Annotated in this window: 11 protein-coding genes; 7 read left to right on the forward strand and 4 right to left on the reverse strand. The window is 64.1% G+C overall.

What is annotated here, in order from left to right; translation table 11 throughout:
* Nucleotides 1–21 precede the first annotated feature (21 nt).
* Entirely contained in the window at nt 22–591 is a 570-nt protein-coding gene (gene pnuC, locus JLK41_RS13470) for a nicotinamide riboside transporter PnuC (RefSeq protein WP_210389119.1), read from the forward strand.
* Entirely contained in the window at nt 588–1,139 is a 552-nt protein-coding gene (locus tag JLK41_RS13475; protein WP_210389120.1) for an AAA family ATPase, read from the forward strand. The genes pnuC and JLK41_RS13475 overlap by 4 nt, the downstream gene beginning before the upstream one ends.
* Here the strand turns inward: JLK41_RS13475 and JLK41_RS13480 are convergent.
* Together JLK41_RS13480 and JLK41_RS13485 are read right to left on the reverse strand one after the other, a co-directional pair.
* Nucleotides 1,107–1,574: a DUF3429 domain-containing protein gene (locus tag JLK41_RS13480; protein WP_037047509.1), complete on the reverse strand. Its 468-nt coding sequence runs from the start codon at nt 1,572–1,574 to the stop codon at nt 1,107–1,109. The two genes, JLK41_RS13475 and JLK41_RS13480, sit on opposite strands and share 33 nt — an antisense overlap.
* 68 nt (nt 1,575–1,642) lie before the next feature.
* On the reverse strand, nt 1,643–2,689 hold the full coding sequence (locus tag JLK41_RS13485) for a sigma-54-dependent transcriptional regulator (protein ID WP_244976420.1): 1,047 nt from the start codon (nt 2,687–2,689) through the stop codon (nt 1,643–1,645).
* A gap of 413 nt (nt 2,690–3,102) precedes the next feature.
* Between JLK41_RS13485 and JLK41_RS13490 the strand changes: the two genes are divergently transcribed.
* From JLK41_RS13490 to JLK41_RS13505, 4 genes are all read left to right on the forward strand, one after another.
* A complete protein-coding gene (locus tag JLK41_RS13490; protein ID WP_150609684.1) occupies nt 3,103–4,977 on the forward strand; it encodes a di-heme-cytochrome C peroxidase in 1,875 nt (624 codons plus the stop codon).
* Between the two features lie 36 nt (nt 4,978–5,013).
* Nucleotides 5,014–6,219: a catalase family protein gene (locus JLK41_RS13495; protein ID WP_210389122.1), complete on the forward strand. Its 1,206-nt coding sequence runs from the start codon at nt 5,014–5,016 to the stop codon at nt 6,217–6,219.
* A gap of 180 nt (nt 6,220–6,399) precedes the next feature.
* Nucleotides 6,400–6,666, forward strand: a complete 267-nt coding sequence (locus JLK41_RS13500; protein ID WP_037047516.1) for a hypothetical protein — start codon at nt 6,400–6,402, stop codon at nt 6,664–6,666.
* A 109-nt stretch (nt 6,667–6,775) separates the two neighbouring features.
* Nucleotides 6,776–7,003, forward strand: coding sequence for a DUF1272 domain-containing protein (locus tag JLK41_RS13505; RefSeq protein ID WP_210389123.1), 228 nt, complete (start codon nt 6,776–6,778; stop codon nt 7,001–7,003).
* 50 nt (nt 7,004–7,053) lie between these two features.
* Here JLK41_RS13505 and nfuA read toward each other — a convergent pair whose 3' ends face one another.
* The gene (gene nfuA, locus JLK41_RS13510; protein ID WP_037047521.1) at nt 7,054–7,638 is read right to left on the reverse strand and encodes a Fe-S biogenesis protein NfuA; all 585 of its coding nucleotides are present in this window, start codon (nt 7,636–7,638) and stop codon (nt 7,054–7,056) included.
* Between the two features lie 134 nt (nt 7,639–7,772).
* The gene (locus JLK41_RS13515) at nt 7,773–10,052 is read right to left on the reverse strand and encodes a fatty acid cis/trans isomerase (protein WP_210389124.1); all 2,280 of its coding nucleotides are present in this window, start codon (nt 10,050–10,052) and stop codon (nt 7,773–7,775) included.
* A 152-nt stretch (nt 10,053–10,204) separates the two neighbouring features.
* Between JLK41_RS13515 and metH the strand changes: the two genes are divergently transcribed.
* The gene (gene metH / locus JLK41_RS13520; RefSeq protein ID WP_210389125.1) at nt 10,205–13,915 is read left to right on the forward strand and encodes a methionine synthase; all 3,711 of its coding nucleotides are present in this window, start codon (nt 10,205–10,207) and stop codon (nt 13,913–13,915) included.
* Nucleotides 13,916–13,983 lie beyond the last annotated feature (68 nt).

A 13,983-nucleotide genomic window follows, 5' to 3' on the forward strand; every position in this document is an offset into this window, starting at 1 on the left:
TCATCGCTCCGAGGATGCCGGATGTCCTGGCTTGAACTCATTGCTGCCGGGCTCGGCATCGTCGCGGTATGGCTGACGGTCAGGCAGAACCCCTGGTGCTGGCCCATCGGCCTGCTGATGGTGCTGCTGTACGCGTGGCTGTTCTATGACTGGCGGCTGTACTCCAACCTGCTTCTGCAGCTGCTGTTCGCGGGCTCGCAGCTCTACGGCTGGTGGCAGTGGACACGCGGCGGAGACCAGCACGACGGGCGCAAGGTCAGTCGACTGAGCCTCGCCAGCCTGGCAGCGGGCCTGTCGATGGGGGCGCTCGGAGCCTGGCTGCTTGGCTATCTCATGGCCAATCACACGGATGCCAGCGCACCCTGGCTCGACGCCGCGCTGACATCATTCAGCCTGGTCGCCCAGCTGTGGATGGCCCAGAAACGCCTGCAGTGCTGGGCCCTCTGGGTGGTCGTCGACCTCTGCTACGTGGCGTTCTTCGTCCATAGCCAGCTGTACCTCACTGCCGGGCTCTATGCTGCCTTCACCGCGCTGGCCATGAGCGGCTGGCTGAGCTGGCGGCGTGACCCCGCGCTGCGCTACGCGCCATGAAGGTCCTGGTACTGACCGGGCCGGAGTCCAGCGGCAAGAGCTGGCTGGCGGCGGAAATTCAGGCGCGCTTCGGCGGCGTGGTGGTGGGCGAGTACGTGCGTCACTTCATCGACCTGCATCAGCGCGACACCTGCTATGCCGACATCGACGATATCGCCCGTGGCCAGCTGGCCTGGGAAGATGCTGCGCGTGCCGCGCGACCTGCACTGCTGATTCTCGACACGCACCTGCTGAGCAACCTGCTCTGGAGTCGCTGTCTGTTCGCTGATTGTCCGGGCTGGCTGGAAACCGAGCTGCGGGCCCGTCACTACGATCTGCACCTGCTGCTCGACCCCGCAGGCGTGCCCTGGATCGAAGACGGGCAACGCTGCCAGCCATTGCTGGCCGAGCGTCAGGCATTCCACCGCGCCTGCCACGACTGGCTGCAGGACAACGGGCAGCGCTACGTCGCCCTGTCCGGCGACTGGGCCGAGCGCCGCGAAGCCGCAATGACCCAGGTGGCGACACTACTTGGGTCAGCGGATCAGTACGCTGGCCCAGGCCAGTAGCAGGCTGGTGCACACCACCAGGGTCAGGGGGGTGCGCAATGCGGGATACCACTGCGGTGCGAGGCCGACGCGTACCGCATGCATGTCGGCCAGGTACAGGCCGATGAACGACAACAGGAAGATCGGCAGCGTCAGTGCGATGGGCAGGCCGCTGGCCAATGCCGCCCAGCCGAGCAGCGGTGGAACCACCGACAGGCCCAGTTGCAGCTTGGCATTCTCGTCGGTCTCTTCGGCACGCATCGCCAGGCCCCAGTGGATCGCGCCCATGAAGGCCAGGATCACTGCGGCGAAATCCAGCAGCGCGTCCAGTACGTAAGGCCGCCAGCCCAGCGGAATCACCCAGATCCCGGCGGCGCCGCTGACGAAGGGCAGCAGCCCGGCATAGCCCAGCAGGACGGCCAGCTGCGGCGGCTTTTCGGCGTCGAACGGATGCATGAAGATCTCCCGCGATACGTTTGCCGTGCACCTTAGCAGTGTTTCCCCGGCGAAACAGTAACGCCCCCTCAGCGCAGTCGATGTTTGTGCAGCAACCGATAGAAGGTTGGCCGGGAAACCCCGAGCGTGCGGGCTGCCTGGCTCATGTTGTGGGTGTAGCGCCCCAGCACATCGTTCAACGCCTGACGCTCGGCGCGCAGGATGTAGTCCTCCAGGGTCACCGGGTCATCATCCGTTGCCTGCGGTGCCTCCAAGCCAAGGTCCGAGGCGAGTATCTGGCGCCCTTGTGACAGGACCAGGGCGCGCAGCAGGCGGTTGCGCAGTTCGCGCACGTTACCCGGCCAGGCATGCGCCATCATGGCTTCGATCGCCTCCTCGCTGAAACGCCGATGGTGGCGCCCGATAGCCACGCCGTGACGCCTGGCGAAGTGCTCTGCGAGCATCAGCAGATCGCCGGGATGTTCGCTCAGGGCCGGCGTATGCAGTTGCCGGGCGCTCAGCAGCCGATAGAGGTCCTCGCGAAAGTGCTTCGCCTGCAGCGCCACCTCCAGTTCATCGCCACTGATGACCAGTAAACGCAGGCCGGGGTGGCCCTGCAGGTGGTGCAGCAGGTGCTGCTGGTCAGCGCTCGAAAGGGTCGTGATGCCTTCGAGCAGAATCGTCGTGCTGGCTGCCGCAGCCAGAGTCGCTGAGTGTCCGGCCTGATCGAACAGCCCTCCAGGCAACTGCGTGACATCGACCTGCAGCATCCGCCGCTGCGCAGAGGCGGTGCGCTCGTGCAGCAGTTGCGCCAGAAGGTGCTTGCCACTGCCACGCGGACCTCGAATCAGCAGTGGCCCGTCTCTCCTGCCCTGTTCATCCAGCTGCTTGCGCAGGCTACGGGCCTGGCCGCTGTTGCCCAGGAACTGCCGTGGTTTCTTGCTTTTCGAGCGCAGCAAGCGAGCGCCTGCCTGGGCCTGCTGCAGGGTCTCGAGCAGGCCTGGCACGTCCACCGGCAACGACAGCACCGCGAACAGCCATTCATGGGCCAGCTCATCCAGCTCGCTGGAAGCTGCCGGCTGGCTGGCCGCGAGCGCGACGCAGCAGAGCCCCGTTCGCCGCAAGTGTGCAAGCAAGCTGGGTAACGGCTGTTCATGCAGATCGAGCAGCAGCACATGGCTAGTCGCGGTGACGAGCGTTTCCGTTGTGCAGCGGCGCAACGACCAACCAGCATCCTGCAACAGCGGAAGCAGTGCTTCGCATGCACCGATCGGCTCAAGCACCAGTAATTGCCGGGATGTGCCGGAAACAGCCTCCAACATACTCCATCCTTGGCGCCATTATTTTGTAATCCCATAAAAAACAACGATTTGGCGCTCACAACTGTAACGCTAGCAAGAACTTTGACGCTCCATGGATCATTTCTCTATATGGGTTGTTCCCGCTGGTTATTGCAGAGTTTTCATAATTGCCACGATGGCAACTTGCCAATGGCCTGCAGTATTGGCATAACAAGCCGATCAATAAGAACGCCACAAGGAAGTCCTGGATGCGTCTGCTCCGTCATACCCTGAAGCTCATTGTGTTGCTGGCACTGATCGGGCTGGCAGTCGCGCTGTACTACGTGGCCAACCCCAACTTGCCGAGCTTCGATCCGCCGAAGGAGCTGCACTATCTGCAGCAGTGGAACGACGAGCAGCGCCAGACTTACTACTACACCCCCCAGGGCACCACGGTTAAGGGCCTGCGCTACGACTGGTTCACGGCGCTGGAGATGCCCTTCGGCAAGGAGAAGTTCGCTCGCCTCGACTACCTCGCCCGCTTCGGCTTCCTGACCGATCCGAACCAGCAGGCCAGCGACCTCAACCCCGGCAACCTGCCCGTCGGTTTCACCCGTCATCAGGACGACGAGAGCGGCGAGCGCTTCCTCGATATCAGTTGCGCCGCCTGCCATACCGGCGAGCTGCGTTACAAGGGCCAGGCAGTGCGCATCGATGGCGGCGCCGCCCTGCACTCCCTGGCGTCCACCGTACCCACGCTGCGTGGTGGCGGCTTCGGCCAGGCACTGGGCATGAGCATGGCCTTCACCTACTACAACCCGCTGAAGTTTCGTCGCTTCGCCCAGCAAGTGCTGGGCGAGCAGTATCCGCAGGGCCGGGATCAGCTGCGGGAGGATTTCAAGCAAGTGCTCGACCGCCTGCTGGCCACGGCGATGAACGACTGGCATCGCGGCCTGTATCCGACCGAAGAAGGCTTTGGACGCACCGACGCGTTCGGCCGCATCGCCAATACCGTGTTCGGCGACGTGCTGGATGAAGCCAACTATCGCGTCGCCAATGCCCCGGTGAGCTACCCGCAACTCTGGGACATCTGGAAGTTCGACTGGGTGCAATGGAACGGCTCGGCCATGCAGCCCATGGCGCGCAATGTCGGCGAGGCCCTTGGCGTCGGCGCCAGCCTGGACCTGCTCGACGAGCACGGCAAGGGCGTTGCCGAGGCCGATCGTTATGCCTCCAGCGTGCGCGTGCATGACCTCCACACCCTGGAGGAAACGCTGAAACAGCTGCAGCCGCCGAAGTGGCCGGAAGCCGTGTTCGGCAAGGTGGACCTGCCGCTGGCCAGCCGTGGCAAGGCGCTGTATCTGGAAAACTGTGCCTATTGCCATGCTCCCGATCCCAAGCCACGCGACCAGCGCCTGGCGCCCTCGCGTGATCCCGAATGGCGGATGCGCATCGTCCCGACCAGCATCGTCGGCACCGACCCGACCACCGCCGACAACATCGCCGATCACCGCTTCGATATCAGCCGCCTGGGCTGGACCAAGGCCGAGCTGTCGCGCCTGGACGTCAAGCTGTTCGGCGCCAGCCTGGAGGACGTCGACTTCAAGAGCATCTCCAGCGCCAAGGGCCTGGCCTACATCACCGCCTACGTGGAGAACCGCGCTTACCAGGATGCCGGTATCGGCCCGCGCCAGCGCTACGACATGGATGGCTATGGCCTAGCCATCGGCGTGCAGGAAAAACGCGGCTACAAGGCCCGGCCACTCGACGGCATCTGGGCGACCCCGCCGTTCCTGCACAATGGCTCGGTGCCCAACCTGTTCGAGTTGCTCTCGCCGGTCTACGAGCGGCAAAGCCAGTTCTGGGTCGGCAACTTCGAATTCGACCCGGTACGCGTGGGGTATCGCAGCGAGGCCTTCAGCGGCGGCTTCCTGCTCGACACCCGGGTAACCGGCAATGGCAATGGCGGCCACGAGTTCCGCGATGGCTGCCGCCAGGAAGGTGTGATCGGCCGCGCCCTGTCGCCGGACGAGCGTCTCGCGCTGATCGAGTACCTCAAGGTGCTCGGCAACAGCGCGCTGGAAAACCAGCTCAGCGATGTCGCCGTGCGCCCCTGGACACCAGGCCCGAGCTGCGAAGGCTGATTTCAACCGATACGTTCTAGAACAAGGATTGCAACGATGTTGAAAGGTCTCTGGCTCTGGCTGGGTCGTCTGCTGGGTAAACTGTTGCTCACCGTCGCGCTGATCGGCCTCGTTGGCTGGGGCGCCGGTGAACTCTACTACGCCTGGAAGTTCTCCGGCCCGGTGTCGACGCAGGAGCAGATCCCTGCGGACGAGGCGGCGCTGACCCGCCTGATCATCGAGGATGCCGTGCGCATCGTCGAGCAGCACCGTGACAATACCCGCGTGCTGCGCGACGCCCATGCCAAGGCTCACGGTTGCGTCAGGGCGGACGTGCAGGTCCTGGCAGACCTGGACGCGTCGCTGCGCCAGGGCGTGTTCAGCGAGCCCGGGCATGTCTGGCAGGCCTGGATGCGCCTGTCCAATGGCAATGCCTACCCGCAGTTCGACCGCGCCCGCGATGCGCGCGGCATGGCGATCAAGCTGCTCGACGTGCCCGGCGAGAAACTCATGAAGAGCCCGCAACATGCCGGCGAGCAGGACTTCGTGATGTTCAACCACCCCGCTTTCTTCGTTCGCGACGTGGCCGAATACCGCAGCAACTTCGCGGCCCAGGCCGACGGCCAGAAAGTACAGGCCTTCTTCCCCAGCTGGGATCCTCGCACCTGGGAAGTGCGCCATCTGGTCATCGCCCTGAAGACGCTTTCACCGGCGCCGGAGAGCCCGGTTGATACCACCTACAACTCCATCGCGCCGTTCAAGCTTGGCGACCTGAACATCAAATACCGCGTAGTGCCCGCGCCGCAGAACTGCCCGCCCTATCAGTTGCCGGAGCAGAACACCGCACTGCCCAACTTCCTGCGCAACGCGTTGTACCAGCAACTGTCGCTGGACCGCGCGCCCGCCTGTTTCGAACTGCAGGTGCAAAAACAGGAGGCGCAGTACTACATGCCCATCGAGGACCCCTCCGTCGAATGGGATGAAAAACTGTCGCCGTTTGAAAGTGTGGCCCGTATTACCGTGCCGCCTCAGGACTTCGACAGCCGCGAACAGAATCTCTTCTGCGACAATTTGTCCTTCAACCCCTGGCATGCACTTGCAGCGCACCGCCCTATTGGCGGCATCAACCGTTTGCGCAAGTCGGTATATGAAGCGGTGAGCGCCTATCGCCATCAACGCAACGCTGCGCCGGCCGCTGCAGGCCCCGAGAACAGTGCGTCTCAGGTCGATGAAGAAGAAACGGGTACGGAACTTTCGCAGTAGAAAGTTGTAATGGCGAGACGCACAAAGTTCTCGCCAGGACACGCCGCACAGGCAATAAAAACTTTTTTCAGCAACCTGTGACTTATGGGTGCACTGAGTTCATCAACAGTAACGAAAGGCCAAGTCGATAATGGACTGGCCGCAATTAACTGTTGGGATCAACTCGGAGAAACCGACCCCATGAACACACCGCTGCGTTTCAACGAAGCCCTGCTGATTGCCGATCGTGCCTTCCGCCCGTTCCAGTGCGTGGCCTGGGCTCCGCAGGATGGCACCGGCGTCGTCAGCATCAGCGTCATCGACCGCACCAGCACTCGCCTGCTTGGCCGCCAGCTTTCCAGCGCGACCTACAGCGACCCGCAGCAGCTGGAAGATGCCCTGCAGCGCTCTCGTGACGAGCTGCGCAGCCAGGGCTTCGACCTGGCGCCGTGGAGCATGCCGGAGTAAGTCGTCCGCGCTCGGGGCGCCCTGGCGCCCCTGCCTGGATTGAGCATCTTGCGCGCAGCCACCGCCGCTTGCAGACTGGACGAATCGATCCTCTGCCGAGCCCATCGCCATGCTTGAGCTGCGCCCCAACTGCGAACGCTGCGACTGCGATCTCCCTGCCGCCAGTGTCGACGCCCTGATCTGCTCCTTCGAATGCACCTTCTGCCGCACGTGCGCCGAGCAGGCGCTGGCGCTGCGCTGCCCCAATTGCGGCGGCGAGCTGGTCAAGCGGCCGATTCGCCCCGCCGAGAAGCTCGAGCGCTTCCCCGCTTCCACCCAGCGCGTTCACAAGGCCTGAAACGACGAAGGGGCGACTCTGGTCGCCCCTTCGCTACGCCTGACGCGGACTCAGTAGTACGCGTTCTCGCGATTGCTGTGGTCGGTCACGTCGCGCACGCCCTTGAGTTCGGGAATGCGTTCCAGCAAGGTTTTCTCGATGCCTTCCTTGAGGGTGTAGTCGGCCTGACCACAGCCCTGGCAACCACCACCGAACTGCAGCACCGCAATGCCTTCGTCGACCACGTCGACCAGGCTTACCTGACCGCCATGGCTGGCCAGCCCCGGGTTGATCTCGGTCTGCAGGTAGTAGTTGATGCGCTCGTTGAGCGGGCTGTCCTCGTTGACCATCGGCACCTTGGCGTTCGGCGCCTTGATGGTCAGCTGGCCGCCCATGCGGTCGGTGGCATAATCCACCACCGCGTCCTCCAGGAACGGCTCACTGACGCCATCGATCCAGGCCGTGAAACTGGCCAGGCCAACGGCGTTGTCTTCCGGCTTCTGCTCACCCGGCTTGCAGTAGGCAATGCAGGTTTCCGCGTAAGGCGTACCCGGCTGGGTGATGAAGATACGAATGCCGATACCCGGAGTGTCCTGCTTGCTCAGCAGCTCGGCCAGGTAGTCATGCGCGGCATCGGTAATGGTAATAGTGCTCATGGCAACTCCTCACGGTCATGGAGCGAAGTGTACGCCAACTGACGCCCTGAATATAGTCCTACTAATTTACTCAGGATAGAGACTGCCCCCTCGCCCGCCCGCATCCCAGCGAGCGGCGAGAGGTCGGCATGGCGTCAGAGGTTCTCGTAGCGATTCATGTCGAGCACCCCCGCCTCCAGGGGCTGGGTTGCACGGATGTGCTCGCTCAGGTCATGGAAGTAGCGCCAGAACTCGGGGTGACTGCGGCGTATGCCCCAGCGCTCGACGATGCGCTCGAACGATGCCTGGTCGGTCACGCCCTCCATCTGTCTGACGAACTCATCGATATCGCTGGCTGGCAGCCTGAAAAGGAAGTTCGGGTAGCTGCTCAGCACCTCCGGGTAGATGGTCAGGGTGTCCAGGCGCGGCTGGTAACGCAGCTCCTCGCCCAGCATGAAGGCCACGTTACTGTGCGCGCGATTGCGCAGCACGCTGTAGATCTCGCGCGAGCCATCGTCGAGCTCCACGCGCAGCATCGTCGCCTCGGGCAACTGGTCGATGACCTTCAAGCCACCCGCCGGGCGGCTGGTCAGGCGCGCCAGGGTCTGCTCGACGTGCTGCAAGTCTTTCGACAGGCCTTCGCGGTAGCAGCGCGCGCCCTTGCAGCGATTGATCGGGTCGGGCCGCGCATTGAGCGTGGCGTAACGCGCCAGCAGCTGTTCGGCGAACTGCTGCTTGGGGTCCCGCCCGGCCAGGTTCAGCGCACTCGGGCTGCGGTGATCGACCGAGGTGTAGTCCAGCAGCATCTTCAGCTTGCCGCTGTTCTGGTACCAGTCGTCCAGGTAGCCCTCGCGTGATTCCGCCGGCAGCAGGCGCAGGAAGTTCACCTCGGCGCCATTGCGAATCAGGTCGAAGTACAGGCGCGTCTGCGCCTGGTGCGAGACGTTGCCGAACACGTCGAAATTGACCACCAGCTGGTAATAGGTGCGTTCCAGCAGCGGGTAGTCCATCCACCAGAGGGTCTGTGGAATTTCGCCGAGCAGGCCTTTGCGCACCGAAGCGCTGTCATGCTGACGGAAGATCGACAGCAGTGCATTGTCATTGCCGCTCCAGATGTGCGCCCAGTCCGCTGGCGGTGCATCGGCGTAGGCGTCCTGGCGCAGGTCTTCGTACTCGTTGCGCTTGTCGCGGTAGTTGCGCCACAGCCCGAGCAGATCGCCGATGTCGTCGAACTGCCCCGGCATCGCCAGCAGTGGCGTGGCCTCGCGCCGGTACTCGGCATCGGTGACATAGAGATCATGCTCGGGGTCCTGGAACAGCGCCCAGAAGTTGTCGCGAATCACGTCGGTGGCAATCTGCCCGCGGCACACCGGGCCACGGATGAAGGTGCGCACGAAATACTCGGCGTTATCCAGCATGAACTGATAGCGCGCCCGTGCCGGAATCGCGGCGAAGGTCTCGAAGGGATTGGCACGCCGCTGCGCGCCATAGCCGGGCACCGCGTCGAGCGTCCAGTCGTCGGCGAAGAACAGCGCCTTGACCCGCGCCAGCTTCTCCTCGCCCAGCGGATAGGTGATGTGGGTCTTGTGCACGATCACGCCCTGGATCGGCCACAGGCGGTAGTAGAACTCGGTACCGGGATCGTCATTGGGGCGCCGCGTGGCGATCGGGTCGATGGCCTGGCCACTGGGCGTTCGCGAACGCACCATCTGGAAGAAATGCCCCGGCTCGCCGCCGTCGAAGTGCAGATGGGCCAGGAACAGGTGCTCGTACAGCCAGCGCGAGACCAGGTTCTGCCGGGCGCCCGGCGCGTTCAGGAACGCCTCCCAGGTCTCGACCTGGCGCAGCTCCTCGACGCTGGGCTGCACGGCCCGCTCGGAAACCTGCGCGCCCTGCTCCAGCCACTGTTCCAGCGTCGCGTACTCGGCGTCTTCCAGCCCGGTCACCGCGAATGGCATGCCGCCGTGAGGGTTCTTCTGTGCGTAGTCCGCGAACTCGCCCGGTGTCGGGCAGGTGTTGCTGCGCGTGATGGCGATATCCAGGTTGTCAGGCAGCTTGGCATTGGGCTCCAGCGGCTGGCTGCGACCGAGTTCGAGCATGCGCTTGATCAGCGCCGCCTGGCCATTCTGCGCATCGAGCACCGAGTGGAAGTCACGCTTGCGCCAGGCTTCCTCGCCCTGGGCATCCAGGTACAGCCGCGTGGTCGCCTGCGCCTTGGTACGCGTGCCGTCGTACACCAGCTGCTTGCTGGCACCGCGCAGGATGCCCTCGCCACTGCCGAGGTTGAGCTGGCAGGGGGCGTCGTAGCAGGTATGGCAGGCCACGCATTTGTGGGTGAGGATCGGCTCGACGTCATCGCTGTAGGAGATCGGCTCAGCGCGGGCCAGGCCGCCGGCTGCAAGTGACAGGAACAACAGAACAGCGGGCTTGAGCATGACAGCATCCTTGATGGCGGTGACGCGATTCTAACGACAGCTCGCCACCGGCAACATGAATGAAATTCATGGACATGGCGCCGGCGCTCCAGAACCCTGCAGCTTTGCTATCATCGCGCACCTTTGTTTCCGCTTTGCTCAGGTAGTTACCCATGTCCGATCGCAGCGCCCGCCTACAAGCCCTCCAGCAAGCACTGAAGGAGCGCATCCTGATCCTCGATGGTGGCATGGGCACCATGATCCAGAGCTACAAGCTGGAAGAAGCCGATTACCGTGGCGAGCGCTTCGCCGACTGGCCGAGCGACGTCAAGGGCAACAACGACCTGCTGCTGCTGACCCAGCCGAAGGTCATCGCCGAGATCGAGAAGGCCTACCTGGATGCCGGCGCCGATATCCTGGAAACCAACACCTTCAACGCTACCCAGGTGTCGCAGGCCGACTACGGCATGGAGTCGCTGGTCTACGAACTGAACGTGGCCGGCGCCCGCGTGGCCCGTGAGGTCTGCGATGCCAAGACCCTGGAAACGCCGGATCGCCCGCGCTTCGTGGCCGGCGTGCTCGGCCCGACCAGCCGCACCTGCTCGATCTCCCCGGACGTCAATGACCCCGGCTACCGCAACGTCACCTTCGACGAGCTGGTGGACAACTACACCGAAGCCACGCGCGGCCTGATCGAGGGCGGCGCCGACCTGATCCTGATCGAGACCATCTTCGACACCCTGAACGCCAAGGCGGCGATCTTCGCCGTGCAGCAGGTGTTCGAGGAAGATGGCGTCGAACTGCCGATCATGATCTCCGGCACCATCACCGACGCGTCCGGCCGGACCCTGTCCGGGCAGACCACCGAAGCCTTCTGGAACTCGGTGCGCCACGCCAAGCCGATCTCCGTCGGCCTGAACTGCGCCCTCGGTGCCAAGGAGCTGCGGCCGTACCTGGCCGAACTGGCCGCCAAGGCCGACACCCAGGTTTCCGCTCACCCCAACGCCGGCCTGCCCAATGCCTTCGGTGAGTACGACGAGACCCCGGAGCAGATGGCAGCGGTGGTCGAGGAGTTCGCCGCCAGCGGCCTGCTCAACATCATCGGCGGCTGCTGCGGCACCACCCCGCCGCACATCAAGGCGATCGCCGAGGCGGTGGCCAAGCATGCCCCGCGCGTCATCCCGGAGATTCCCAAGGCCTGCCGCCTGTCCGGCCTGGAGCCCTTCACCATCGATCGCAGCTCGCTGTTCGTCAACGTCGGCGAGCGTACCAACATCACCGGTTCGGCCAAGTTCGCCCGGCTGATCCGCGAGGAGAACTACACCGAAGCCCTGGAGGTCGCCCTGCAGCAGGTGGAAGCCGGCGCCCAGGTGATCGACATCAACATGGACGAAGGGATGCTCGATTCCCAGGCGGCCATGGTCCGTTTCCTCAACCTGATCGCCGGTGAGCCGGACATCTCGCGCGTACCGATCATGATCGACTCCTCCAAGTGGGAGGTGATCGAAGCGGGCCTCAAGTGCATCCAGGGCAAGGGCATCGTCAACTCCATCTCCATGAAGGAAGGCGTCGAGGCATTCAAGCACCACGCCCGCCTGTGCAAGCGCTACGGTGCCGCCGTGGTGGTCATGGCCTTCGACGAGGTCGGCCAGGCCGATACCGCTGCGCGCAAGAGGGAAATCTGCCAGCGCAGCTACGACATCCTGGTCAATGAAGTGGGCTTCCCGCCGGAAGACATCATCTTCGACCCGAACATCTTCGCCGTCGCCACCGGCATCGAGGAGCACAACAACTACGCGGTGGACTTCATCGAGGCCTGCGCCTATATACGTGACGAGCTGCCCTACGCGCTCAGCTCCGGCGGTGTGTCCAACGTGTCGTTCTCCTTCCGCGGCAACAACCCGGTGCGCGAAGCGATCCACTCGGTGTTCCTCTACTACGCGATCCAGAACGGCCTGACCATGGGCATCGTCAACGCCGGCCAGCTGGAAATCTACGACGAGATTCCGAGAGAGCTGCGTGACGCGGTCGAGGACGTGGTGCTCAACCGCAACGACGGCGCCACCGAGGCGCTGCTGGCCATCGCCGACAAGTTCAAAGGCGACGGCACAGCCAAGGAAGTGGAGAACGAGGAATGGCGCTCGCTGCCGGTCGGCAAGCGCCTGGAGCACGCGCTGGTCAAGGGCATCACCGCCTTCATCGTCGAGGACACCGAGGAATGCCGCCAGCAGTGCGCGCGCCCCATCGAAGTCATCGAAGGTCCGCTGATGAGCGGCATGAACGTGGTCGGCGACCTGTTCGGCTCGGGCAAGATGTTCCTGCCGCAGGTGGTCAAGTCCGCCCGCGTGATGAAGCAGGCGGTGGCGCACCTGATCCCCTTCATCGAAGCGGAAAAAGGCGACAAGCCGGAGGCCAAGGGCAAGATCCTCATGGCCACGGTCAAGGGCGACGTGCACGACATCGGCAAGAACATCGTCGGCGTGGTACTCGGCTGCAACGGCTACGACATCGTCGACCTCGGCGTGATGGTGCCGGCGGAGAAGATCCTGCAGACCGCCAGGGATGAGAAGTGCGACATCATCGGCCTCTCCGGCCTGATCACCCCGTCGCTGGACGAGATGGTGCACGTGGCCAAGGAGATGCAGCGCCAGGGCTTCAACCTGCCGCTGATGATCGGCGGCGCCACCACCTCCAAGGCGCACACTGCGGTGAAGATCGACCCGCAGTACAGCAACGACGCCGTGGTCTATGTCACCGACGCCTCGCGTGCCGTGGGCGTGGCGACCCAGTTGCTGTCGAAGGAGCTGAAGAGCGACTTCGTGCAGAAGACCCGCGACGAATACGTGGTGGTGCGTGAGCGCACCTCGGCCCGCGCCTCGCGCACCGAGCGCCTGGGCTATGCCGACGCCATCGCCAACAAGCCGGCCTTCGACTGGGCCAGCTACGTAGCACCGAAGCCAGGCTTCACCGGTGCCCGCGTGCTGGACGACATCGATCTGGCGACCCTGGTCGAGTACATCGACTGGACGCCGTTCTTCATCTCCTGGGACCTGGCCGGCAAGTACCCGCGCATTCTCACCGACGAGGTCGTCGGCGAAGCGGCCACCAGCCTGTTCAACGACGCCCAGGCGCTGCTGAAGAAGCTGATCGACGAGAAACTGATCAAGGCTCGCGCTGTGTTCGGTTTCTGGCCGGCCAACCAGGTCGCCCACGACGACATCGAGGTCTACGGCGACGGCGGCGAGAAACTGGCCACCCTGCATCACCTGCGCCAGCAGACCATCAAGCCGGACGGCAAGCCGAACCTGTCCCTGGCCGACTTCGTCGCGCCGAAGGAAAGCGGCAAGACCGATTATGTCGGCGGCTTCATCACCACCGCCGGCATCGGCGCCGAGGAAGTGGCAAAGGCCTACGAGGCCAAGGGCGACGACTACAACTCGATCATGGTCAAGGCGCTGGCCGACCGTCTGGCCGAAGCCTGCGCCGAGTGGCTGCACGAACGTGTGCGCAAGGAGTACTGGGGCTACGCCGCAGGCGAGCAACTGGACAACGAAGCGCTGATTCGCGAGCAGTACAACGGCATCCGCCCGGCGCCCGGCTACCCGGCGTGCCCGGATCACACCGAGAAAGCCACGCTGTTCAAGCTGCTCGACCCCGAGGCCGACTACCACAAGGCCGGCCGTAGCGGTGTGTTCCTCACCGAGCACTACGCCATGTTCCCGGCGGCGGCGGTATCCGGCTGGTACTTCGCGCATCCCGAGGCGCAGTACTTCGCCGTCGGCAAGGTGGACAAGGACCAGATCGAGCAGTACAGCAAGCGCAAGGGGCAGGACATCGGCGTCAGCGAACGCTGGCTGATGCCCAATCTCGGCTACGACGACTGAGGCGACGGCGCGGGTTCAGCGGTACCCGAGCGGCGCAGCCGCCGGGTACCTTGCCGGTACTGCGAGCG

This window comes from Ectopseudomonas khazarica (assembly GCF_017915135.1).
Lineage (GTDB): Bacteria > Pseudomonadota > Gammaproteobacteria > Pseudomonadales > Pseudomonadaceae > Aquipseudomonas > Aquipseudomonas khazarica.